The following is a 23,657-nucleotide window of genomic DNA, read 5'->3' as shown; positions in this document are numbered from 1 at the left end:
GCTCAGTTCAGCGCTTCCATGCGCAGCTTCGTCACCTTCGACACGACCGTCGCGAGGCTCTCGATTTGCGCGATCGCCGCATTGACGTTCTTCTCGACCGTTTCGTGCGTGATCAGGATGATGTCGGTTTCGCCGTTCGCACCGTCGACCTGCTCCGACTCCTTCTGCAGCAACGCATCGATCGAGATGCCCGATTCGGCGAGGATGCGCGTGATCGCGGCCAGCACGCCGGTCTGGTCGGCGACGCGCAGGCGCAGGTAGTAGCCGCTCGTCACTTCCTCGATCGGCAAGATCGGCGTGTTCGACAGGCTGTCGGGCTGGAACGCGAGATGCGGCACGCGATGCTCGGGGTCGGCCGTGTGCAGGCGCGTGACGTCGACGAGATCCGCGACCACGGCCGATGCGGTCGGCTCCGCGCCCGCGCCCTTGCCGTAGTACAGCGTCGTGCCGACCGCGTCGCCGTGCACGACGACCGCGTTCATCGCGCCTTCGACGTTCGCGAGCAGGCGCTTCTCCGGGATCAGCGTCGGATGCACGCGCAGCTCGATGCCGTTTTCGGCGCGGCGCGTGATGCCGAGCAGCTTGATCCGGTAGCCGAGTTCTTCCGCGTAGCGGATGTCGGTCGCGTCGAGCTTGCTGATGCCCTCGACGTACGCGCGCTCGAACTGCACCGGCACGCCGAACGCGATCGCGCTCATGATCGTCGCCTTGTGCGCGGCGTCGACGCCTTCGATGTCGAAGGTCGGATCGGCTTCCGCGTAGCCGAGCTCCTGCGCCGCCTTCAGCGCGGTCGCGAAGTCGAGCCCGCGATCGCGCATTTCCGACAGGATGTAGTTGGTCGTGCCGTTGATGATGCCCGCGATGTACTGGATGCGGTTCGCGGTCAGGCCTTCGCGCAGCGCCTTGATGATCGGGATGCCGCCGGCGACGGCCGCCTCGAACGCGACCATCACGCCCTTCGCGCGCGCGGCCTCGAAGATCTCGGTGCCGTGCACCGCGAGCAGCGCCTTGTTGGCCGTCACGACGTGCTTGCCGTTCGCGATCGCGCGCAGCACGAGCTCGCGCGCGATGCCCGTGCCGCCGATCATCTCGGCGATGATCGCGATCGACGGATCATCGACGACCGAATTGAAATCGTCGGTGATCTGCGCGGCGCCGGCATCGCCGCCGAGCGCGGCCAGCGCCTTCGCCGGGTTGCGCACCGCAATGCGCGTCACCTCGATGCCGCGCCCCGCGCGTCGCTTGATTTCTTCCTGGTTGCGGCCCAGCACCGTGAAGGTGCCGCTGCCCACCGTGCCGAAGCCCAACAGGCCAACTTTGATCGGTTCCATGCTGCGTGTGATCGAATGAGTAAGAATTAGTGAGTTCCGTGTGGCCGTGCCGCTCAGGCCGAATGGCGCTTGCGGTAGCCGTCGAGGAAGCGTGCGATACGGTTGATCGAATCGGTCAGGTCGTCGAGGTTCGGCAGGAAGACCACGCGGAAGTGATCCGGCGTCGTCCAGTTGAAGCCCGTGCCCTGTACGAGCAATACGCGCTCCTCGAGCAGCAGGTCGAGAATGAACTGCTGGTCGTTCTGGATCGGATAGAGCTTCGGGTCGAGGCGCGGGAACATGTACAGCGCGGCCTGCGGCTTCACGCAGGTCACGCCCGGGATCGACGTGAGCATGTCGTACGCGAGCTCGCGCTGCTTGTACAGGCGCCCGCTCGGCACGATCAGCTCGTTGATGCTCTGGTAGCCGCCGAGCGCCGTCTGGATCGCGAACTGCCCGGGCACGTTCGCGCACAGGCGCATCGACGACAGGATGCCGAGCCCCTCGAGATAATCCTTCGCGTGCCGGCGGTTGTCACCGCCGAGGCCCGACACGGCCATCCAGCCCGCGCGATAGCCGCACGAGCGATAGCTCTTCGACAGGCTGTTGAACGTGACGGTGATCACGTCCTCCGACAGCGAACCCAGCGCCGTGTGCTCGAGGCCGTCGTAGACGATCTTGTCGTACACCTCGTCGGCGAACACGATCAGCCCGTGCTGGCGCGCGATCTCGAGCAGTTCGAGCAGCAATTCGTCCGAATAAAGCGCGCCCGTCGGGTTGTTCGGGTTGATCACGACGAGCGCCTTCGTATTCGGCGTGATCTTGCGGCGGATGTCGTCGAGATCGGGCATCCACGCGTTCTGCTCGTCGCAGACGTAATGCACCGGCGTGCCGCCCGACAGGCTGACCGCCGCCGTCCACAGCGGGTAGTCGGGCGCGGGCAGCAGCACTTCGTCGCCGTCGTTCAAGAGCGCCTGGGTCGCCATCACGATCAGCTCGGACGCGCCGTTGCCGATGTAGATGTCGTCGAGGCCGACGCCCACGACGCCCTTTTCCTGCGTGTAGTGCATCACGGCCTTGCGCGCCGAGAACACGCCCTTCGAATCCGAATAGCCGGACGACGTCGGCAGGTTGCGGATCATGTCCTGGATGATCTCGTCCGGCGCGTCGAAACCGAACGGCGCGAGGTTGCCGATGTTCAGCTTGATGATGCGGTGGCCTTCTTCCTCGAGGCGCTTCGCGTGCTCGAGCACCGGGCCACGGATGTCGTAGCAGACGTTGAGCAGCTTGTTCGACTTCTGAATCGGTTTCACGACGACACGGTTCCTGGGTTGGCCTTGCGGCCGGGGGACGGGATCAAAACTGGAAAGCGGCCGGTCTGTGCGCGCTGTCTAGACTGGGGAAAAAGCGGGCGGTCGGGCGCGGCTTGTGGCGACGCGCGACGCAAGTGGCGCCCGGGGGCGACCAAAAAGTTATAATTTAGCGGATTTTGGCTGACTTTCGCAATGCACCAAAGCCGCGCCGGGCCCGCGCCGTCAGGCGTCCCGCGTGCCCGGGCAAGCGAAACCGGCCATCCGGGCCCGTGTGGCCCTGCGATACCTTCCCCCTACGGAACCGCGGAATACCGATTTGAAACTGCACCAGGACACGAGCGGCGCGCTCAACACCGTCACCGGCTACGGCCCCGATTATGTCGACGTCAATCTCGAACGCCATGAAACGAGCGTCATCGTGCTGCCCGGCGCGCCGGTCCAGGCATGGCCCGTGTCGTCGTTCGACGCGCTCGCGCCCGAGCATTTCGCGATGCTGCTCGACCCGACACCCGAACTCGTGATCTTCGGCAGCGGCGCGCGGCTGCGCTTCCCGCACCCGCGGCTCGTCGCGGCGCTCACGGCGAAGCGGATCGGCGTCGAGACGATGGATTTCCAGGCGGCCTGCCGCACCTACAACATCCTGATGGCCGAGGGCCGCAAAGTCGCCGCCGCGCTCTTAATTGAACGTTAATCCCGGATGCGGTAAAACTCGGGCCGGCGCAGCGGGTCGATCCCCCGGATCGGCCCGGCCAGGCCGCCCGCCCCCGGCGCAACCCGCCGGCGGCCCGTCACAATAACCAACAGGCTGAAAATCCATGAACGATACGCCGTCGAGGCTACCGCTCAATCGCATCACGCTCGTCCTCCTCGTCATCGCGCTCGCGATCGTCTGGTTCGCGCCGCTCGGGCTGCGCCACCTGATCCCGAGCGACGAGGGCCGCTATGCGGAAATGGCGCGCGAGATGTTCGTCACCGGCGACTGGATCACGCCGCGCTACAACGGCTACAAGTATTTCGAGAAGCCGCCGCTGCAGACCTGGCTGAACGCGCTCACGTTCGCGTGGTTCGGCATCGGCGAATGGCAGGCGCGCCTCTACACGGCCGTCGCGAGCTTCGCCGGCATCCTGCTGGTCGGCTACACCGGCGCGCGCCTGTTCAACCCGCTGTCGGGCTTCCTCGCCGCCGTCGTGCTCGCGTCGTCGCCGTACTGGAACCTGATGGGCCACTTCAACGCGCTCGACATGGGGCTCGCGTTCTGGATGGCGCTGTCGCTGTGCTCGCTGCTGCTCGCGCAGCGGCCCGGGCTGCGCCCGGCCGCGGCACGCGGCTGGATGTGGGCATGCTGGGCCGCGATGGCGTTCGCGGTGCTGTCGAAGGGCCTCGTCGGCCTGATCCTGCCCGGTGCCGTGCTCGTGCTCTATACGCTGATCGCACGCGACTGGGCGCTGTGGAAGCGCCTGTACCTGGTGAGCGGACTCGTGATCTTCTTCGCGATCGTCACGCCTTGGTTCGTGCTCGTCCAGCAGCGCAACCCCGAGTTCTTCAACTTCTTCTTCATCGTCCAGCAGTTCCGCCGGTACCTGACCCCGGAACAGAACCGCCCGGGCCCGCTCTACTACTTCGTGCCCGTGCTGCTGGTCGGCTTCCTGCCGTGGCTGTCGGTCGCGTGGCAGAGCATCCGCCATGCGCTGCGGATGCCGCGCCAGCCGAACGGCTTCTCGCCGATGCTCGTGCTGCTGATCTGGAGCGCATTCATCTTCCTGTTCTTCAGCGCGTCGCATTCGAAGCTGATCTCGTACGTGCTGCCGGTCGCGCCGGCGCTCGCGCTGATCATCGGCGCGTACCTGCCGTTGATGAGCGCCGACCGGTTCCGCCGCCACCTGCTCGGCTATCTCGTGTTCCTCGTCGTCGCGGCGTTCGGGATCATCTTCCTTGCGTATCAGGGCGATGCCCGTACGCCGAACGCGCTGTACCGCGCGTTCCAGATGTGGCTGTACGCGGGCCTCGCGGTCGCGGCCGTGCTGACCCTCGCGGCCGCATGGCTGAACCGCCGCGCGGACGCGGCCGCCGCGCTCGCCGCCTTCGGCGCCGCGTGGCTCGCGTTCGGCACGATCGGCGGCACCGGTCACGACGAATTCGGCCGCTACAGCTCCGGCGCACTGCTCGCGCCCACCGTGCGCGCCGAACTGGCGAAACTGCCGGCCGACACGCCGTTCTACTCGATCGAGATGCTCGATCACACGTTCCCGTTCTACATGGGCCACACGACGATCATGGTCCAGCGCCAGGACGAGCTCGCGTTCGGGATCTCGATGGAGCCGAACAAGTGGATTCCGACCGTCGACGAGTGGATCACGCGCTGGAAGCAGGAAACCCATGCGCTCGCGATCATGCCGCCCGGCGAGTACGACAACCTGGTCAAGCAAGGCGTGCCGATGCGCGTGGTTGCACGCGACAACCGCCGCGTGATCGTCGAGAAACCGCAATCGTAAGGACGCCCGCTGCATGAATCCCGTTTCGTTCGTCTGCATCATCACCGGCGTGATGCTCAACGCCTGTGCGCAACTTCTGCTGAAAGCCGGCGTCAACGCCGTTGGACACTTCGAATTCAGCCGTGCGAACATTATCCCGGTCGGCCTGAAGATCGCGACCCAATTGCCGATCATCGGCGGCCTCGGCTGCTACGTGCTGAGCGTCGTGGTCTGGATCGTCGGGCTGTCGCGGGTCGACGTGTCGATCGCGTACCCGATGCTGTCGCTCGGCTACGTCGTCAACGCATTCGCGGCCTGGTACCTGTTCGGCGAAGTGCTGTCGGTCCAGCGGCTCGTCGGCATCGGCATCATCCTGATCGGCGTGCTGGTGCTCGCGCGAAGCTGAGCACGCCCGCCGCGCGCATTAAGCGTCTGCCTACAAAAAATCACGGTGCGATTCCGCCAACCGGTGTTTTAATGCCGGTTTCGGCCGGGATCGCCCGACCCTTTTATTACACGCCATTACAGGCCAAAAGCGTACATGAGCCAGACTACCGCTCCGTTTCTGCCGTTCACCCGCCCCGAGATCGATGAGGAAACCATCCAGGGCGTCGTCGACGTGCTGCGCTCGGGCTGGATCACCACCGGCCCGCAGAGCCAGAAATTCGAGGCGGCGCTGTCCGAGTACTGCGGCGGCCGTCCGGTCCGCGCGTTCAATTCGGGCACCTGCACGCTGGAAATCGGCCTGCGCATCGCGGGCGTCGGCCCTGGCGACGAAGTGATCACGACGCCGGCGTCGTGGGTCTCGACCAGCAACGTGATCCTCGAGACGGGCGCGACACCCGTGTTCGCCGACATCGATCCCGTCACGCGCAATATCGACCTCGACAAGCTCGAGCAGGCGATCACGCCGCGCACGAAGGCCATCATCCCCGTGTTCCTGTCCGGCCTGCCGGTCGACATGGACCGCCTGTACGCCATTGCGCGCGCGCACAAGCTGCGCGTGATCGAGGATGCGGCGCAGGCGTTCGGCTCGACGTGGAACGGCAAGCGCATCGGCGCGATCGGCGACATCGTGTCGTTCAGCTTCCACGCGAACAAGAACCTGACGACGATCGAAGGCGGCGCACTCGTGCTGAACAACGAGGAAGAAGCGACGCTCGCGCAGAAGTACCGGCTGCAGGGCATCACGCGCACGGGCTTCGACGGGATGGACTGCGACGTGCTCGGCGGCAAGTACAACCTGACCGACGTGGCCGCGCGCGTCGGCCTCGGCCAGCTGCCGCACATCGAACGCTTCACTGCGCAGCGCCGCGCGCTTGCGCGTGCCTACTTCGCCGCATTCGACGGCAGTGCAGCCGTGAAGCTCGGCGTCGGCCTGCCGATCGCCGAATTCGAGAACGGCAACTGGCACATGTTCCTGATCACGCTGCCGCTCGAGCGCCTGACGATCACCCGCGCCGAGTTCATGGCGCAGATGAAGGAGCGCGGCATCGGCACGGGCATCCACTACCCGGCGATCCATCTTTTCACGCTGTACCGTGCACGCGGCTTCAAGGAGGGCATGTTCCCCCACGCCGAACGGTACGGCGCGTCGACCGTCACGCTGCCGCTCTTCACGCAGATGACGGACGGCGACGTGCGTCGCGTGGTCGACGCCATCAACCAGATTTGTGAACAATACGGAAAATAAGCGTACATGAGTCACCTTGAAGCACGCGCCGGGCATCCGGCCGCCGGGCACCTGGACGCCGGCCGGCCCGAAGTATCGGTCATCATCCCCGTGTACAACGAGGAAGACGGCCTCGCTGCGCTGTTCGCGCGGCTGTATCCGGCGCTCGACGCACTCGACACGTCATACGAAGTGATCCTGATCAACGACGGCAGCCGCGACCGCTCGGCCGCGATGCTCGCCGATCAGTTCCACGTCCGTCCCGACACGACGCGCATCGTGCTGCTCAACGGCAACTACGGCCAGCACATGGCGATCCTCGCCGGCTTCGCGCAATCGCGCGGCGAGATCGTCATCACGCTCGACGCCGACCTGCAGAACCCGCCCGAGGAAATCGGCAAGCTGATCGCGAAGATGCGCGAGGGCTACGACTACGTCGGCTCGATCCGCAAGCAGCGCCAGGACAGCCTGTGGCGGCGCAAGGCGTCGCAGATGATGAACCGCCTGCGCGAGCGCATCACGCGCATCAAGATGACCGACCAGGGCTGCATGCTGCGCGCATACAGCCGCCGCATCATCGACACGATCAACGTGTGCGGTGAAGTCAACACGTTCATCCCCGCCCTCGCGTACACGTTCGCGCAGAAACCGACCGAAATCGAGGTCGCGCACGAGGAGCGCTTCGCCGGCGAGTCGAAGTACTCGCTGTACAGCCTGATCCGGCTGAACTTCGACCTCGTGACGGGCTTCTCGGTCGTGCCGCTGCAGTGGCTGTCGTTCATCGGCGTAATCCTGTCGCTCGGCTCCGCCGCGCTGTTCGTGCTGCTGCTCGTGCGACGCTTCATCGTCGGCGCGGAAGTGCAAGGCGTGTTCACGCTGTTCGCCATCACGTTCTTCCTGCTCGGCGTGATCATCTTCGCGCTCGGCCTGCTCGGCGAATACGTCGGCCGCATCTACCAGCAGGTGCGGGCACGGCCGCGCTACCTGATCCAGGCCGTGCTCGAGCAGCACGACGGCGTGCCGCCGGTGCCGGCCGGCGCGAACCGCACGGGTACCGCGCAATGAAGCCGCGCGCAGTCGTCTTCGCGTATCACAACGTCGGCGTGCGCTGCCTGCAGGTGCTGCTCGCGCGCGGCGTCGACGTCGCGCTCGTCGTCACCCACGAGGACAACCCGAACGAGAACATCTGGTTCGGCAGCGTCGCATCCGTCGCGGCCGAGCACGGCATTCCGGTCGTCACGCCGGCCGATCCCGCCGATCCGGCGCTGCGCCGCGCGGTATCCGACGCGCAGCCGGACTTCATCTTCTCGTTCTACTACCGGCACATGGTGCCGGTGGACCTGCTCGCGATCGCGCCGAAGGGCGCGTACAACATGCACGGGTCGCTGCTGCCGAAATACCGGGGTCGGGTACCGACCAACTGGGCGGTGCTGAACGGCGAAACCGAAACCGGCGCGACGCTGCACGAGATGGCGGCGAAGCCCGACGCGGGCGCGATCATCGGCCAGACCGCGGTGCCGATCCTGCCGGACGACACGGCCACGCAGGTGTTCGACAAGGTCACGGTAGCGGCCGAGCAGACGCTCTGGCGCGTGCTGCCCGCGCTGCTCGCGGGCGAGGCGCCGCACCTGCCGAACGATCTCTCGACCGGCAGCTACTACGGCGGGCGCAAGCCCGAGGACGGCCGCGTCGACTGGTCGAAGCCGGCCGCGCAGGTCTACAACCTGGTGCGCGCGGTCGCGCCCCCGTATCCGGGCGCGTTCACGGACGTCGACGGCACGCGTTTCGTGATCGCGCGCGCGCGCCTGGCGGCGCCCGGCAGCGCGACGGCCGCCGCCGCGGCAGATTTGCCGCCCGGCCTGCACGTAAGCGATAATGCGCTATTCGGCGTCTGCGGCGACAGCCGCGCCCTATCCATTCTCGAGCTGTGGCAGCAGCGCGACGGCAGCGAAACCGTCGTGACGCCCGCGGAATTCGCGCAGTTCATTCATTCTTCCCGTCATTCATGAAAGCAAAAAAAGTCCTGATCCTGGGTGTGAACGGCTTCATCGGCCATCACCTGTCGAAGCGCATTCTTGAAACCACCGATTGGGAAGTGTTCGGCATGGACATGCAGACCGATCGGCTGGGTGACCTCGTCAACCACGAGCGGATGCATTTCTTCGAAGGCGACATCACGATCAACAAGGAGTGGGTCGAGTATCACGTGAAGAAGTGCGACGTGATCCTGCCGCTCGTCGCGATCGCGACGCCCGCCACCTACGTCCAGCAGCCGCTGCGCGTGTTCGAACTCGACTTCGAGGCGAACCTGCCGATCGTGCGTTCGGCCGTCAAGTACGGCAAGCACCTCGTGTTCCCGTCGACCTCCGAGGTCTACGGCATGTGCTCGGACGAGCAGTTCGACCCGGATGCATCGGCCCTCACCTACGGCCCGATCAACAAGCCGCGCTGGATCTACGCGTGCTCGAAGCAGCTGATGGACCGCGTGATCTGGGGCTACGGGATGGAAGGCCTGAACTTCACGCTGTTCCGCCCGTTCAACTGGATCGGCCCGGGCCTCGATTCGATCTACACGCCTAAGGAAGGCAGCTCGCGCGTGGTCACGCAGTTCCTCGGCCACATCGTGCGCGGCGAGAACATCAGCCTCGTCGACGGCGGCTCGCAGAAGCGCGCGTTCACCGACATCGGCGACGGCATCAGCGCGCTGATGAAGATCATCGAGAACAAGGACGGCGTCGCGTCGGGCAAGATCTACAACATCGGGAATCCGAAGAACAATTTCTCGGTTCGCGAACTCGCGCACAAGATGCTCGAACTGGCGGCGGAATTCCCCGAGTATGCCGATTCGGCCAAGCAGGTGAAGCTCGTCGAGACGACGTCCGGCGCCTACTACGGCAACGGCTACCAGGACGTGCAGAACCGCGTGCCGAAGATCGACAACACGATGCAGGAACTCGGCTGGGCGCCGCAAGCGACGTTCGACGACGCGCTGCGCAACATCTTCGAAGCGTATCGCGGCCACGTCGCCGACGCGCGCGCGCTCGTCGAACAGCAAGGCTGATCGGGACGTTCGCTTGGCTCGCATCGTCCTCAAGATCGACGTCGACACGCTGCGCGGCACGCGCGAAGGCGTGCCGAACCTCGCGCGCATCTTCGACCGCTTCAATGCGCGCGCAACCTTCCTCTTCAGCCTCGGGCCCGATCACACGGGCTGGGCGCTGCGGCGCGTGTTCCGCCCCGGCTTCCTGAAGAAAGTGTCGCGCACGTCGGTGGTCGAGCACTACGGTGTGAAGCAGCTGATGTACGGCGTGCTGCTGCCGGGCCCCGACATCGGCCGCCGCGCGATCGCCGACATGCGTGCGATTCACGAGGCCGGCTTCGAATGCGGGATCCACACGTGGGATCACGTGTACTGGCAGGACAACGTCCGCGCGCGCGATCGCGACTGGACCACGCGTGAAATGCAGAAGAGTCACGCGCGCTTCATCGAGGTCTTCGGCGCGCCGCCCGTCACGCACGGCGCGGCCGGCTGGCAGATGAACGATTCCGCATTCGAGCAGATCGACGCATGGGGGATGCGCTACGCCTCCGACGGCCGCGGCCATTCGCCGTACCTGCCCGTCGTCAACGGCCGCACGCTGTCGCACGTGCAGATGCCCACCACGTTGCCGACGCTCGACGAAGTGCTCGGCATCGACGGCGTCGACACGCACAACGTCGCCGCGCACATCCTCAAGTTCACCGAAACCAATCCGCACGACCAGGTGTTCACGCTGCATGCGGAACTGGAAGGCCAGAAGCTCGCGCCCGTGTTCGAGCAACTGCTCGCCGGCTGGCGCGCGCAAGGCCATACGTTCGCGACGATGGGCGACTACCACGCGACGCTGGACCGCGACTCGCTGCCATCGTACCCTGTCACGTGGGGCGAAATCCCCGGCCGCTCCGGCGAACTGATCGTCCAGCCCGACTGAGTTCGCACGAGCCGGCGTCGCCGCTGCGCCCTTGCGGCGCGCTGCCGCGACGCCCCGCCGTACCGCGCCGCCACAGCGGCGCCTTTCCATAACAACAGGAGAAACACGTGTCCGTCGAAGTTGACCGTCAAGTTCCCGATTTCACCGCACCGGCCACGGGCGGCGACATTTCGCTGTCCGACCTGAAGGGCAAGAAACTCGTGCTGTACTTCTATCCGAAGGACAACACGCCGGGCTGCACGACCGAAGGGCTGCAGTTCCGCGATCTCTATCCGAAGTTCAAGAAAGCCGGTGCGGAAGTCATCGGCGTGTCGCGCGACAGCCTGCGCTCGCATGACAATTTCAAGGCAAAGCTCGAACTGCCGTTCCCGCTGATTTCCGATGCCGACGAGGCGCTGTGCGCGCTGTTCGATGTCATCAAGATGAAGAAAATGTATGGCAAGGAAGTGCGCGGAATCGAGCGCTCCACGTTCCTGATCGACGCCGACGGCGTGCTTCGCCAGGCATGGCGCGGCATCAAGGTACCGGGTCATGTGGACGACGTGCTAAGTGCTGTACAAGCGCTTTGAGGCGCGTTATATTGGGCCGCAATGAATGCCAGTTCGCCCCATATTTCTCGTAGCTGCGCCGGTGCTCGTTGCGATGCTTGCCGGCACCTGACGCGCATTACGACCGTATCAGCCAAGCCGCATGCCTCTATCGACGAGGCAGCGGCTTTTTTTATGGATTGCGCGCCGGGCCTCGGTCCGGCCCTCACCGCGTCAAGGAGCTGATCGACACTTAGGCGAACCGGCTAGACGAACTTCCTGTGCGCCACCGCGCGCAAACTGCATGCGTCTACGTCACGCAGGATGCGATCAGCGGCGCACGCCATGCGACACGATTCCTCCCGAGGGACACCATGCCTTTGCCTACTCCCCCCAGCAAGCTCGGCAGCCTGCTGCCGCCCGACGAATACAAGGCGAAAGCGCGGCCCGCGAAAGCCGCGAAGAAATCCGCCGAAGGGGACGCATCCACAGCCGGTGACTTTGGTCCGGCGAGCGTGGCCCAACCGATGACCGAAGCCGCGAACACGGCCGCGCCTTTGCGCGCCGTCGCGTCTTCGGCGCAAGATGCGGCGAGCGCACCCGCACGCGGCCGCAAGACCAAACAGACGGCTGCCCTGCTGCAGCCGATGCCGGCGCCCGCCGAACCCGCGGCGCCCGTCGTTGCACGCAACGACAAACCGGCTGCCGACAAACCGGCCGCCGCACCGGCGCGCGATACCGGCGCCGCGACGAAGTCGCGCAGCCGCAAGCCCGCCGAAGCCGAACTGCAGAAACTGTTCGTGCTCGACACCAACGTGCTGATGCACGACCCGAGCAGCCTCTTCCGCTTCGAGGAACACGACGTCTATCTGCCGATGATGACGCTCGAGGAACTCGACAACCACAAGAAGGGGATGTCCGAAGTCGCGCGCAACGCACGCCAGGTCAGCCGCACGCTCGACGCGCTCGTCGCCGATGCCGGCCCGATCACAGCCGGCATCCCGCTGTCGCGCCTCGGCAGCCGCGAGGCGCTCGGCCGCCTGTACTTCCAGACGAAGCTGGCGGACATCGCGCCCGTCGAAGGCTTGCCCGAAGGCAAGGCCGACAACCAGATCCTCGGCGTCGTGCGCGCGCTGCAGCGCGACCGGCCCGATCGCCAGGTCGTGCTGGTGTCGAAAGACATCAACATGCGGATCAAGGCGCACGCGCTCAGCCTGCCCGCGGAAGACTACTTCAACGACCAGGTGCTCGAGGATAAGGACCTCCTGTACAACGGCGTGCGCGAACTGCCGCAGGACTTCTGGACCAAGCATGCGAAGGGCATGGAGAGCTGGCAGGACACGAAGACGGGCACCACGTACTACCGCGTGACCGGCCCGCTCGTCGCGTCGATGCTCGTCAACGAGTTCGTCTATCTCGAGCCGCAGAACGGCGAGCCGACGTTCCATGCGATCGTCCGCGAGCTGAACGGCAAGACGGCGCTGCTGCAGACGCTGCGCGACTACAGCCACCACAAGAACAACGTGTGGGGCATCACCGCGCGCAACCGCGAGCAGAATTTCGCGCTGAACCTGCTGATGAACCCCGAGATCGACTTCGTCACGCTGCTTGGCCAGGCCGGCACCGGCAAGACGCTCGTCGCGCTCGCGGCCGGCCTCGCGCAGGTGCTCGACGACAAGCGCTACAACGAGATCATCGTGACGCGCGCGACCGTGCCGGTCGGCGAGGACATCGGTTTCCTGCCGGGCACCGAGGAAGAGAAGATGCAGCCGTGGATGGGCGCATTCGACGACAACCTCGAAGTGCTGCAGAAGACCGACGACGCCGCCGGCGAATGGGGCCGTGCCGCGACGCAGGAACTGATCCGTTCGCGCCTGAAGGTGAAGAGCATGAACTTCATGCGCGGCCGGACGTTCGTCGACAAGTACCTGATCATCGACGAGGCGCAGAACCTGACGCCGAAGCAGATGAAGACGCTCGTCACGCGTGCCGGCCCGGGCACGAAGATCGTGTGCCTCGGCAACATCGCACAGATCGACACGCCTTACCTGACCGAAGGCAGTTCGGGCCTCACGTACGTCGTCGACCGCTTCAAGGGCTGGGGCCACAGCGGCCACGTGACGCTCGCGCGCGGCGAACGCTCGCGGCTCGCCGACTACGCGTCGGACATCCTGTAACGCGACAGGCCGGCCCGTCGGCCGGTTTTCGACGCCTCGCGGCGCTCCTATCAGGAGCGCCGTTTTTATTTGGGGTCGAAGACGTAAGTAACGCTTCGTCACGCAACAACGCAGTTTACGCGCGAAACTTCAAGTAAATTCTCAGGAATGGTTGCTTAAGCCCCGCGGGAGCGTCTACCATCGGGTCTGTCTGTTGTCATACGATTCGCGAGCGCGCCGCGCTCGCCCGCCTCGCCATGCTTCGAATTTGGGTCCCCGTCGCCGTCGTTTCCCTGCTTGCGGCCTGCTCCAGCGTGCCGCCGCAGTCGGCCTCGCGCTCCGATTCGGGCATGAGGATCACGACACCGCGCGCGTTCCCCGCCCCCGCCAATTTCCCGAAATTCGTCGATCACAGCGTCGGCCAGGAAGAAATCTCGATCCAGGCGATGAGCCTCGTCGGCGTCCCGTATCGCTGGGGTGGCAACACGCCGACGAGCGGCTTCGACTGCAGCGGGCTCGTGCGCTACGTGATCGGCCGGGCGGCCGACGTGAACCTGCCCCGCACGACGGCCGACATGAGCGGCCGCGGCGTGTCGATCGAGCCCGACCAGATCGCGCCGGGCGACCTGATCTTCTTCAATACGACCGGACGGCCGCATTCGCACGTCGGCATCTATGTCGGCAAGCTGCGCTTCGTCAACGCACCGTCGACGGGCGGCACCGTGCGACTCGACTACCTGACGAACCCGTACTGGGCCAAGCGTTTCGACGGCATTCGCCGCGTCGCGCCGCCGCGTGGGGCGCCAACGCCGTTCGATGCACCGACCTACGAGGCAAAGCGCGACGAGCCGCGCAGCGCGCCGGCGGCCGCACCGGCCCCGGTGGTCGTGACGGCCGCTGCGCCGCGGCCGCCTGCCTATGCGTCGTCGCAAGCGAGAACCGCGCAGGCGCCTGCGCCCGCGCCGGTCATCGCTGCCGCACCGGTCGTGACGACCGCCGCAGCCGCACCCGCGGCCCCGGCCGCCGATCCGTACGAACCGCCGCCACCGCGCAGGCAGGTCGCGCAGCAACAGGCAACGTCAGTGAATGACGGGATGACCGCGATGACGGCCAATGCAGCGCCTGCCGCCCCGGTCGAGTCCGGCACGCAGATTCCGACGACGGCGCTCACGGCCGCCCAGGCCGCCGCGTTCGATGCCGAACCGCCGCCTGCCACCGCGCCGGCGTCTCCGCGCGGTATCGAACCCGCACCTGTGCAGGTATTGCGCGCGTCGACGCAATCCGCGCCCGTCGGCCCGCGCACCAGTACGGCAGACGATCCGATCGCGCGGTTTGCGAACGGAAGCTACTGACCGGCTGCCCGAACCTCGACAGTCAATCACGTTGGCGGTATCTGCCGGCGCCCCACCCGTTCCGTCGCAAACTCCCCGCTCCAAAAGAAAATGCGCCGCAGCCTTTCGGCTTGCGGCGCATCGGATGTCGATCCGGCTACCTCGGCGATCAGAAGATCTGGTGACCGAGCCACCATCCGCCGGCCGCGAACAATGCGGCCGCGGGCAGCGTCAGCACCCATGCCCACACGATGTTGCCGGCCACGCCCCAGCGCACGGCCGACAGCTTCTGCGTCGCGCCGACACCGACGATCGCGCCGGTGATCGTGTGCGTGGTCGACACCGGAATGCCGAGGAACGACGCGAGGAACAGCGTCATCGCGCCACCGGTTTCCGCACAGAAGCCACCAACCGGCTTGAGCTTCGTGATCTTCTGGCCCATCGTGCGCACGATGCGCCAGCCGCCGAACAGCGTGCCGAGGCCCATCGACAGGTAGCACGCGCCGATCACCCACGCCGGCGGCGCATCGGCGGTCGCCGACGCATAGCCCGACGCAATCAGCAGCATCCAGATGATGCCGATCGTCTTCTGCGCGTCGTTGCCGCCGTGGCCGAGGCTGTACAGCCCGGCCGACAGCAGCTGCAGCCGGCGGAAGCGCCGGTCCACCTTGCTGGGCGCGGTGCGGAAATACAGCCACGACACGCCGAGCATGAACAGCGAGCCGAGGATGAAGCCGAGCAGCGGCGAGATGAAGATGAACGCGATCGTCTTCAGCAGCCCGTCGATGTTCAGCGAGCTCCAGCCTGACTTCGCGAGCGCCGCACCGACGAGGCCGCCGATCAGCGCGTGCGACGAGCTCGACGGGATCCCGTAGTACCACGTGATCACGTTCCAGCCGATCGCGCCGACCAGCGCGCCGAATATGACGTAGTGGTCGACGATCTCGGGGTCGATCGTGCCTTTACCGACGGTCTGCGCGACTTTCAGGTGGAAGATGAAGTACGCGATCACGTTGAACGCGGCCGCGAACACGACGGCCTGCTGGGGCTTCAACACCCCGGTCGACACGACGGTGGCGATCGAGTTCGCCGCGTCGTGAAAGCCGTTCATGAAGTCGAATACGAGCGCGACGAGCACGAGTGCCGCGACCATCCATAGGGCGAGTTGTATCGAATGCATCGTGGTCCGCTCAGGCGTTTTCCAGCACGATGCCTTCGATGATGTTCGCGACGTCCTCGCACTTGTCGGTGATCTCTTCGAGCAGCTCGTAGATCGCCTTCAGCTTGATGAGCGTCTTCACGTCGTCTTCCTCGCGGAACAGCTTCGACATGGCCGCGCGCAGCACGCGATCGGCCTCCGACTCCCAGCGGTCGATCTCCTCGCACTGCTTGAGGATCTGCGCCGACTGCTTCATGTCGGACAGCAACCCGACCGCCTGCTGCACGTGCTGGGCCGACTGCGTGACGATGTGCGCGAGCTGGCTCGCTTCGGACGTGACGGAACGTACGTCGTACAGCGACACGGCGGTCGCGACGTCTTCCATCAGGTCGAGGATGTCGTCCATCGTCGTGATCAGCTTGTGGATCTCATCGCGATCGAGCGGCGTGATGAAAGTCTTGTGCAGCAGATCGATCGCCTCGTGCGTGAGCTTGTCGGCGGCCTTCTCGGCGGTTTGCACGTTTTGCTTGTGAATCTCGGCGTCGGCGAGATTGTCGATCAGCAGTTCGAGCTCGCGGCCACCGGAAACGATGTGCTTCGCGTGCGCGTTGAAGAGTTCAAAGAACTTGCCCTCGGTGGGCATGAATCGACCGAACATGGGATTCCTGAGAGATTGTCAAACTACTGTCACGAAAACGGGCGACATTGTACCGTTTTCGGTCGCGCCGCGACGCGCGCACATGCGCGCGCCGGGATTGGATACAACGTTTGGCGATTTAGGGCTTTACAACCGGCGTTACTCGCCGTAGAACGTCTGCGCCCCTGCAAAGTTGTCGAACTTCGTGTATTGCCCCAGGAACGTGAGCCGAACGGGGCCGATCGGGCCGTTACGCTGCTTGCCGATGATGATTTCGGCCGTGCCCTTGTCGGGGCTGTCCGGGTTGTAGACTTCGTCACGGTAGATGAACAGGATCACGTCCGCGTCCTGTTCGATTGCGCCCGATTCACGCAAATCCGACATCACCGGGCGCTTGTTCGGGCGTTGTTCGAGACCGCGGTTCAGCTGCGACAGCGCGATCACCGGCACGTCGAGTTCCTTCGCGAGGCTCTTCAGCGATCGCGAGATTTCCGAGATTTCGGTCGCGCGGTTCTCGCCCTGCGACGAACCCGACATCAGCTGCAGGTAGTCGACGATGATCAGGCCGAGCTTGCCGCATTGCCGCGCCAGCCGCCGTGCGCGCGAGCGCAATTCCATCGGGTTCAGGCCGCCGGTTTCGTCGATGAAGAGCTGCGCCTCGCTCATCTTCTGCACCGCGTGCGTCAGTTTCGGCCAATCCTCGTCCGTCAGGCGGCCCGTCCGCATCCGGTGCTGGTCGAGCCGGCCGATCGAGCCGAGCATCCGCATCACGAGCTGGGTACCCGGCATTTCCATCGAGAACACCGCGACCGGCAGCCCGTACTCGACCGCGACGTATTCGCCGATGTTCATCGAGAAGGCCGTATTGTGGGTCACGACGTAATCGTCGGTCACGTACAGCCGAGACGGATGCGAAACCGAGATGCACTGCGTGGCAGTCCGGCGCGATGGCTCGATACCAGTAATCACCGGCAGCTTGCGGCGCGTCCGGCCGGCCGTCAGCCGCTCGCGCTTGCCCTCGAACAGGAACAGGCTCTGCGGATCTGGATGACTGATCGTGCAAACGTAAGCCGTCGCACCGGCCTTGCGTTCGCCGTCGACAGTGAAGCTCGTCGCCTTTTCGACCACCTGGCACCACGCACCAAGCGAACGCGCCAGTTCGCGCACGTCGCTCGCCAACTGCGCACTGGCGGTCGAATAACGCACCGTACCCCACGACTCGACCCAGCCGTCGGTGTCGAGCAGCCCGCGCAACAAATCCAGCCGCGCGTCCTTGTCCGCATCGAGGTAGATACGCGGGATGAACTTGTCGTAACTCGTCCTCCCCCACACACCGAGCTGCTCGAGCGCAGCCTTGAGCGGGTTGACGGACGGCCGGGCCTCCGCGGCCGTCGACCGCCGGCGCTTGATGCGCCAGTCGCACTGGCCTGCGTATTCAAGTTCGAGCGACACGTCGACACGCTCGCGCATCCGGTTCAACGTTTCCTCGGCCTTCACGCTGAAACGCACGGCAGTCCCGCCGAGCGCACCATCGCCCAGCAGCGCGCCGAGTACCCACGGATCAACCGGCAGCGCCTCGCCATGACCAAACTCGCCGGTCGGCATGTCGATCCACAACCGGTTCCGGTAGCGTTCGCGCGTCAGCAACGTGCGAATCTCCGCGGTCGACAGCACTCGCGGCTTTTCCCACTCACGGAAATGGACGCACCACAGGTGCTCGTCGCAGCATTCGGCCGAACGTCCATCCGAAAAGCTGACCCGATACACCTGGCGTTCGCCCTGCGGGTAGATGCCGGTCACGATCGACGATGCACCGTCGACCGAAGCAAGCGCATCACCGATCGCCAGCTCGCCCATCGGCTTCCAGCCAGTCAACGTCCTGACGCGCGCGTCGAGCGGCTGTGCCTTACCCATCGACGGGCGCCCCGCAACGATGATCAGTTCACCGCCGTGCATCCCGGACGTCATCCGGTCGAGGTCGACGAAGCCCGTCGGCGTGCCCGTGACGTCGCTCGGGTTCGCCGTGTGGTACAGCGTATCGATGCGCTCGACGACCTGCGTGAGCAGTGGACCGATCTCGAGGAAGCCCTGGTTGCCGCGCGCGCCCTCTTCGGCGATCGAGAACACCTTCGACTCGGCCTCGTCGAGCAGCTGGCGGACTTCCTTGCCCTGCGGGTTGAACGCATCGGCCGAGATTTCGTCGGCGACCGACACGAGCCGGCGCAGCACCGCGCGGTCGCGCACGATTTCCGCATAGCGGCGGATGTTCGCCGCGCTCGGCGTGTTCTGTGCGAGCGCGTTCAGGTAGGCCAGGCCGCCGACGTCGTCGGCCTTGCCGGACGTGGTCAGCGCTTCGTACACGGTCACGACGTCGGCCGGGCGCGTCGACGCGATCAGGCGGCCGATGTGCTCGTAGATGATCCGGTGGTCGTAGCGGTAGAAATCGCCCTGCGACAGGAAGTCGGCAATCCGGTCCCAGGCCGCGTTGTCGAGCAACAGGCCGCCGAGCACCGACTGCTCGGCTTCGACCGAATGCGGCGGGACTTTCAGCGATTCGATTTGAGGATCTTGCGGCGCGTTCATGGGTTGGGATTATCGCGAATTACACAGGACGGCGCCATACCGGCCACCGGCGAACGGGCAATAAAAAAGGCAGGCCCCGGTTGCCCGGGCGCCTGCCCTTGTCCGGACGGCGGAAGCCGCCCGGAAAGCTTGCGTACGCTTACGCGTGGTCGCCGATCACGTTGATCGTGACGTCGACGACGACGTCCGTATGCAGCGCGACCTGGACGTTGTGCTCGCCGATCATCTTCAGCGGGCCTTCCGGCATGCGAACTTGCAGCTTCTCGACTTCGAAACCTGCCTTCTTCAGCAGTTCCGCGACGTCGCCGTTCGTGACCGAGCCGAACAGACGGCCGTCAACGCCCGACTTCTGCGTGATTTCGAACGACTGGCCGTTCAGCTTCTCGCCGACTGCCTGCGATGCTGCCAGCTTTTCAGCGGCGATCTTTTCGAGTTCAGCGCGGCGAACTTCGAATTCGGCGATCGCTTCCTTCGTTGCACGGCGAGCCTTGCGGTTCGGGATCAGGAAGTTGCGAGCGTAACCGTCCTTGACCTTGACGATGTCGCCGAGGTTACCCAGATTGGCGACTTTTTCCAACAGAATGATTTGCATTCGAATTCTCCTTATTGCGTCGCCTGATTACGCCTTGTGCTGATCGGTGTACGGCAGCAGCGCGAGGAAACGCGCACGCTTGATGGCCGTATCCAGCTGACGCTGATAGTGCGCCTTCGTACCCGTCAGACGAGCCGGCGTGATCTTGCCGTTTTCGCCGATGAAGTCCTTCAGCGTTTCCGTGTCCTTGTAGTCGATCTGCTCGACGCCTGCAGCCGTGAAACGGCAGAACTTCTTGCGCTTGAAGAGCGGGTTTTGTTGCTGACGACGCTTGTCGAATTTCTTACCAGTCGGGCGGGGCATGATTTCAGTCCTTTCCAATGTCCTGCAATGCTGTGATGTGAAACACCAAGGTTCTCGCGTTGCGGCTTTTCTTTGCCAGGAAGCCCGTGAACAGCGTTTCGACGCCCATTTCACGACTCTCCAGCCTGCCGCTCGCCTCACCGGCCGCCACCGCCTCGATCGTCATTTCGACCTGACGGGGAATGCCTGCTTCGACGACTTCCGTGCGGTGATGCAATGTGGCGCTTGCGATCGGAACACCTGCCGGCGTATATCGCACCGGTGCGCGTTCGACGACGCTTGCCGTCAATTGCAACCTGTTCACGTGAGTGACGCGCTCCTTGATGGCTTAATGAATGACGAACTTAAGCCTGCGCTTCGGTCGGCTGAGCTGCAGCCGCCTTCTTGGCTTCTTCGCGCTGAACTTCCTTCATCATCGGCGACGGGCCGGTTTCGGCCTTCTTCATCTTGACGATGAGGTGGCGCAGCACGGCGTCGTTGAACTTGAACGCGTGTTCGAGTTCGTCGAGCGTCGTCTGGTCGCACTCGATGTTCATGCAGACGTAGTGAGCCTTCGCGAGTTTCTCGATCATGTAGGCCAGTTGGCGACGGCCCCAGTCTTCGACGCGGTGGATCTGACCGCCGTGCGACGTGATCGTGGTCTTGTAACGCTCGATCATCGCGGGCACTTGCTCGCTCTGATCGGGGTGCACGATGAATACGATTTCGTAATGACGCATTACACACTCCTTGTGGATTAAAGCCACCCGGGCGTCTGAACCGGTGTGGCAAGTGAGAAGCCGGAGATTCTAACCCGGATACGGGGCGCATGCAAGGCCAATCGACGATTCGCGCGCGGATTCGGCCATGTTTTCAAAGACTTGAAGGGGCGAACCCGCGCAGCCCAGGCGTTCTTCGGTGCGTTGCCCGGTCAGGGTCGGAACAGAAACGCGCGGCAAGCGGCAGGCCGCCGCCCGCCGCCGTCACTCGGTGCGCGTCACGCCGAGTCGCGCATCGAGCGCGGTCCTGAACGCCGCGAGCGCCGACGGTTCGGCGTCGGTCACGGCCCACCAGGTCATTCCGGCCGCCTCCCAGCGGTCGAGCGCGTAGCCTTGCGACACGGTCGTGTACGGCGCCCCCGGCCCCTCCCCGGCCGGCCGCACGTAGACGTCGATCACGTGCTGCCGGTAACGGTAGACGAGCACCGCGACGCGGCGCCGCCCGACATAGTCGAGCCGGCCGCCGACCAGCGCGAAGCCGGCCGCCGCGAGGTCCTCGACCGGCGGCGCATAGTCGATCCGGCCGTTGAACCACGGCTTGACCGTGTGCCGGTCGGTCGAGATCACGTCGATGTCGCGCGCGGACAGGTCGGCCCGCACGTGGCTCGACACGAGTTCGTCGACCGTGCGGTCGGTGTCGGCGTGGCGGGCAGACAACGTCATCCCGCCCGCCGCGGCAAGCGCCACCAGCAGCGCGACGCCCCAGCCGAGGCCGGGCAGCGCGGCCACGCGCGGCCCCATGCCGGCCGACGCCGGGCGTGCCGACCCGCCTTGATCCGTCAGCCACGAAAACCAGCGGCGGCCGCGCGGACGCGGCTGCGGCGTTGACCGCGGTTCGGGCTGCGGCTGCGCCTGCTCGCGCACGGGCGCATCGGCCGCCGCCGGCAGGCTCGCGAGAATGCCGGCCCGCAACGCATCCGGCGCACGGTGGTAGTCGGCCTGGCGCACGGCCTGCACCAGCGTGACGATCCGCGCGCGTTCGCGGCGGCACGCTTCGCACGCTTCGACATGCTGCTGGACCCGCAACGCATCGGGCGCCGACAGCTCGCGGTCGACGTCCGCGTCCAGCAACGCTCGCGCTTCGTTACAGTCCATCGATAGCCTCCGATGCGGTTCCGCCAGCCGGCGCACGGCCCTGCCTGCCTTCGGCCGCCGGTGCCGGCTCGCCGCCCAGCAGCGCGGCGAGCTTGCGCCGGCCGCGTGCGAGCCGCGACATCACGGTGCCGACCGGCACGTCCGCGATCGCCGCAATCTCGCGGTAGCTCAGGTCCTCCATCTCGCGCAGCACGAGCACCTCGCGGTATTCGGGTGCCAGCTTCGCGAGCGCTTCATTCACGAGCCGCACGTTCTCGCCGCGCAGCAGGTGCGCGAGCGGATCGTCGGTCGCGGGTTGCCAGTCGTCGGGCACGTCGGTGTCCTCGAGCGTGTCGGGCAGCGCAACCTCGTGCGCATGCGTGCGGCGCCGCCATTCCGTGTACCAGGTGTGGCGCACGATCGTCAGCAGCCAAGGCCGGGCGTTGTCGCCGCGACACGAATCGACGAAGCGCAGTGCGCGCATGCACGCGTCCTGGACGACGTCGTCCGCATCGCCGGCGTTGCCGCTCAGCCAGCGCGCGAGGTTGTACGCGGCGTCGAGATGCGGCAGCACGAGCGCACGAAACCGCTCGCCGCGCGCCACCGCGTCGTCCGCCGACCGCTCTTCGACCGCCTGTCCGGCTTGCCCCACATGGCCTCCCTGGTCCCGGCGGCCGAAGCCGCGCCCGTTCCGAGCACGGCGCCCGGACAGACTGGCAACGCGCACGCTTGATGACCTTACCGTCGTTGCGTCGAGTTTATTCCCGCGCCGCGCGCCCGAAGCGTAAAAAATCGCCGGTCGGTCCTGTGGCCGGGCCGCCCGCGCCGGTTACGGCGTGGTACTCCAGTAGCCCGGGCTCGCGTAAGCGGCGCGCAGGTAGTCGATGAAGTAGCGCACGCGCGCCGGCACGTAGCGCTGCTGCGGGTAGACCGCGAGGATGTCGTAGTCGGGCAACGCATATTCGTCGAGCACGGTTTCAAGCTCGCCCGTCTCGAGCTGCGCGGCGATCTCCCACGTGGAGCGCCAGCCGAGCCCGAGACCTTCGGCCACCCAGCGGTGCAGCAGCTCGCCGTCGTTGCAGTCGAGATTGCCCGCCACGCGCATCGTCGCGATCTTGCCGTGGCGCTGGAAATACCAGCCGCGGTTCTGCCCGCCCTGCAGGTTGAACGCCAGGCAGTTGTGCTTGAGCAGGTCGTCGAGCGACTTCGGCCGGCCGTGCTGGCGGAAATACTCGGGCGTGCCGCACACGACACGCCGGTTCGATGCGAGCTTCACCGCGACGAAGTTCGGATCGACGGCCCCGCCGATCCGGATCGACAGGTCGTAGCCTTCGCGCACGAGATCGACGACGCGGTCGGTCAGGTTGAACGACAGCTGCATCTCGGGCTTGTCGGCCAGAAAGCCGGGGGCGTGCGGTGCGACGTGCTTGCGCCCGAATGCGGCCGGCGCGGACACGATCAGGTGCCCGCTGACCGCGCGCCGCCCGGCGGCCAGCTCGTTCTCGGCCTGGTCCCATTCGGACAGGAGGCCGCGACAACGCTCGAGGAACGCGGCGCCCTCCTCGCTGACCACCAGCCGCCGCGTCGAGCGGTACATCAGCTTCACGCCGAGACGCTTTTCGAGCGCGTCGATGCGCCGCCCGAGCACCACCGGCGATACGCCCTCCTCGAGCGCCGCCGCCGCGAGACTGCCGGCATCGGCCACCCGCACGAACGTCTCGATCTGCTTGAAGCGATCCATCTCCCGTCTCCGTCTCTGTGCCGGCACCGGCGGAAAGCCCCGCCCGGCCGTCATTCCAT

23 protein-coding genes and 1 pseudogene are annotated in these 23,657 nt (G+C 65.7%); 11 read left to right on the top strand and 13 right to left on the bottom strand.

What is annotated here, in order from left to right:
* Nucleotides 1–2 precede the first annotated feature (2 nt).
* Nucleotides 3–1,331: a homoserine dehydrogenase gene (locus tag QZM35_RS10410; protein ID WP_046545878.1), complete on the bottom strand. Its 1,329-nt coding sequence runs from the start codon at nucleotides 1,329–1,331 to the stop codon at nucleotides 3–5.
* A 53-nt stretch (nucleotides 1,332–1,384) separates the two neighbouring features.
* Complete coding sequence (locus tag QZM35_RS10405) at nucleotides 1,385–2,623, bottom strand: pyridoxal phosphate-dependent aminotransferase (RefSeq protein WP_089425584.1); 1,239 nt, start codon at nucleotides 2,621–2,623, stop codon at nucleotides 1,385–1,387.
* 316 nt (nucleotides 2,624–2,939) lie between these two features.
* Here QZM35_RS10405 and QZM35_RS10400 point away from each other — a divergent pair, with 316 nt between their 5' ends.
* From QZM35_RS10400 to QZM35_RS10360, 9 genes are all read left to right on the top strand, one after another.
* Entirely contained in the window at nucleotides 2,940–3,314 is a 375-nt protein-coding gene (locus tag QZM35_RS10400) for an Mth938-like domain-containing protein (RefSeq protein WP_012328660.1), read from the top strand.
* A 124-nt stretch (nucleotides 3,315–3,438) separates the two neighbouring features.
* Nucleotides 3,439–5,115, top strand: coding sequence for a glycosyltransferase family 39 protein (locus QZM35_RS10395; RefSeq protein ID WP_301775873.1), 1,677 nt, complete (start codon nucleotides 3,439–3,441; stop codon nucleotides 5,113–5,115).
* A gap of 13 nt (nucleotides 5,116–5,128) precedes the next feature.
* Entirely contained in the window at nucleotides 5,129–5,500 is a 372-nt protein-coding gene (locus QZM35_RS10390; protein ID WP_011352303.1) for an EamA family transporter, read from the top strand.
* 135 nt (nucleotides 5,501–5,635) lie between these two features.
* The gene (locus QZM35_RS10385) at nucleotides 5,636–6,787 is read left to right on the top strand and encodes a DegT/DnrJ/EryC1/StrS aminotransferase family protein (RefSeq protein ID WP_089425586.1); all 1,152 of its coding nucleotides are present in this window, start codon (nucleotides 5,636–5,638) and stop codon (nucleotides 6,785–6,787) included.
* A 6-nt stretch (nucleotides 6,788–6,793) separates the two neighbouring features.
* The gene (locus QZM35_RS10380) at nucleotides 6,794–7,831 is read left to right on the top strand and encodes a glycosyltransferase (protein WP_089425587.1); all 1,038 of its coding nucleotides are present in this window, start codon (nucleotides 6,794–6,796) and stop codon (nucleotides 7,829–7,831) included.
* Nucleotides 7,828–8,775 carry a formyltransferase gene (locus QZM35_RS10375; RefSeq protein ID WP_301775872.1) on the top strand — a complete coding sequence of 316 codons (948 nt, stop codon included), beginning with the start codon at nucleotides 7,828–7,830 and terminating at the stop codon, nucleotides 8,773–8,775. Before QZM35_RS10380 ends, QZM35_RS10375 begins: the two co-directional genes overlap by 4 nt.
* Complete coding sequence (locus QZM35_RS10370; protein WP_006482864.1) at nucleotides 8,772–9,827, top strand: bifunctional UDP-4-keto-pentose/UDP-xylose synthase; 1,056 nt, start codon at nucleotides 8,772–8,774, stop codon at nucleotides 9,825–9,827. The genes QZM35_RS10375 and QZM35_RS10370 overlap by 4 nt, the downstream gene beginning before the upstream one ends.
* Before the next feature lie 13 nt (nucleotides 9,828–9,840).
* A complete protein-coding gene (locus QZM35_RS10365; RefSeq protein ID WP_174972723.1) occupies nucleotides 9,841–10,737 on the top strand; it encodes a polysaccharide deacetylase family protein in 897 nt (298 codons plus the stop codon).
* Nucleotides 10,738–10,844: 107 nt separating this feature from the next.
* Complete coding sequence (locus QZM35_RS10360) at nucleotides 10,845–11,306, top strand: peroxiredoxin (protein WP_006756046.1); 462 nt, start codon at nucleotides 10,845–10,847, stop codon at nucleotides 11,304–11,306.
* Between the two features lie 192 nt (nucleotides 11,307–11,498).
* Here QZM35_RS10360 and QZM35_RS10355 read toward each other — a convergent pair.
* Nucleotides 11,499–11,743, bottom strand: a pseudogene (locus tag QZM35_RS10355) (hypothetical protein); the annotation flags it as partial.
* Here QZM35_RS10355 and QZM35_RS10350 point away from each other — a divergent pair.
* Nucleotides 11,639–13,441 carry a PhoH family protein gene (locus tag QZM35_RS10350; protein ID WP_089425590.1) on the top strand — a complete coding sequence of 601 codons (1,803 nt, stop codon included), beginning with the start codon at nucleotides 11,639–11,641 and terminating at the stop codon, nucleotides 13,439–13,441. The pseudogene QZM35_RS10355 and the gene QZM35_RS10350 overlap by 105 nt on opposite strands.
* Before the next feature lie 236 nt (nucleotides 13,442–13,677).
* Nucleotides 13,678–14,772, top strand: coding sequence for a C40 family peptidase (locus QZM35_RS10345; RefSeq protein ID WP_301775871.1), 1,095 nt, complete (start codon nucleotides 13,678–13,680; stop codon nucleotides 14,770–14,772).
* A 148-nt stretch (nucleotides 14,773–14,920) separates the two neighbouring features.
* On the opposite strand, the gene QZM35_RS10340 is transcribed toward QZM35_RS10345, so the two are convergent.
* From QZM35_RS10340 to QZM35_RS10295, 10 genes are all read right to left on the bottom strand, one after another.
* Nucleotides 14,921–15,931 carry an inorganic phosphate transporter gene (locus tag QZM35_RS10340; RefSeq protein WP_046543500.1) on the bottom strand — a complete coding sequence of 337 codons (1,011 nt, stop codon included), beginning with the start codon at nucleotides 15,929–15,931 and terminating at the stop codon, nucleotides 14,921–14,923.
* 10 nt (nucleotides 15,932–15,941) lie between these two features.
* Nucleotides 15,942–16,568 (bottom strand): DUF47 domain-containing protein, encoded by a 627-nt coding sequence (locus tag QZM35_RS10335; RefSeq protein ID WP_034188683.1) that lies wholly within the window; start codon nucleotides 16,566–16,568, stop codon nucleotides 15,942–15,944.
* Nucleotides 16,569–16,706: 138 nt separating this feature from the next.
* Nucleotides 16,707–19,130: a replicative DNA helicase gene (gene dnaB, locus QZM35_RS10330; RefSeq protein WP_301775870.1), complete on the bottom strand. Its 2,424-nt coding sequence runs from the start codon at nucleotides 19,128–19,130 to the stop codon at nucleotides 16,707–16,709.
* A 139-nt stretch (nucleotides 19,131–19,269) separates the two neighbouring features.
* Entirely contained in the window at nucleotides 19,270–19,722 is a 453-nt protein-coding gene (rplI, locus tag QZM35_RS10325; protein ID WP_021156519.1) for a 50S ribosomal protein L9, read from the bottom strand.
* Between the two features lie 27 nt (nucleotides 19,723–19,749).
* The gene (rpsR, locus tag QZM35_RS10320) at nucleotides 19,750–20,025 is read right to left on the bottom strand and encodes a 30S ribosomal protein S18 (protein WP_006486248.1); all 276 of its coding nucleotides are present in this window, start codon (nucleotides 20,023–20,025) and stop codon (nucleotides 19,750–19,752) included.
* Between the two features lie 4 nt (nucleotides 20,026–20,029).
* Nucleotides 20,030–20,329 (bottom strand): primosomal replication protein N, encoded by a 300-nt coding sequence (gene priB, locus QZM35_RS10315; RefSeq protein WP_011657069.1) that lies wholly within the window; start codon nucleotides 20,327–20,329, stop codon nucleotides 20,030–20,032.
* 40 nt (nucleotides 20,330–20,369) lie between these two features.
* A complete protein-coding gene (gene rpsF / locus QZM35_RS10310; RefSeq protein ID WP_006402295.1) occupies nucleotides 20,370–20,744 on the bottom strand; it encodes a 30S ribosomal protein S6 in 375 nt (124 codons plus the stop codon).
* Between the two features lie 243 nt (nucleotides 20,745–20,987).
* Nucleotides 20,988–21,878: an anti-sigma factor gene (locus tag QZM35_RS10305; protein WP_301775869.1), complete on the bottom strand. Its 891-nt coding sequence runs from the start codon at nucleotides 21,876–21,878 to the stop codon at nucleotides 20,988–20,990.
* On the bottom strand, nucleotides 21,868–22,509 hold the full coding sequence (locus QZM35_RS10300; protein ID WP_174972717.1) for an RNA polymerase sigma factor: 642 nt from the start codon (nucleotides 22,507–22,509) through the stop codon (nucleotides 21,868–21,870). The genes QZM35_RS10305 and QZM35_RS10300 overlap by 11 nt, the downstream gene beginning before the upstream one ends.
* 177 nt (nucleotides 22,510–22,686) lie before the next feature.
* Entirely contained in the window at nucleotides 22,687–23,598 is a 912-nt protein-coding gene (locus QZM35_RS10295) for a LysR family transcriptional regulator (RefSeq protein WP_089425595.1), read from the bottom strand.
* Nucleotides 23,599–23,657: the final 59 nt, after the last annotated feature.

This window comes from Burkholderia sp. AU45274, from assembly GCF_030482505.1.
Taxonomy (GTDB): Bacteria; Pseudomonadota; Gammaproteobacteria; order Burkholderiales; family Burkholderiaceae; genus Burkholderia.
The sequence above is the reverse complement of the archived record's forward strand: the minus strand, read 5'-3'. Positions and strand labels throughout refer to the sequence as shown.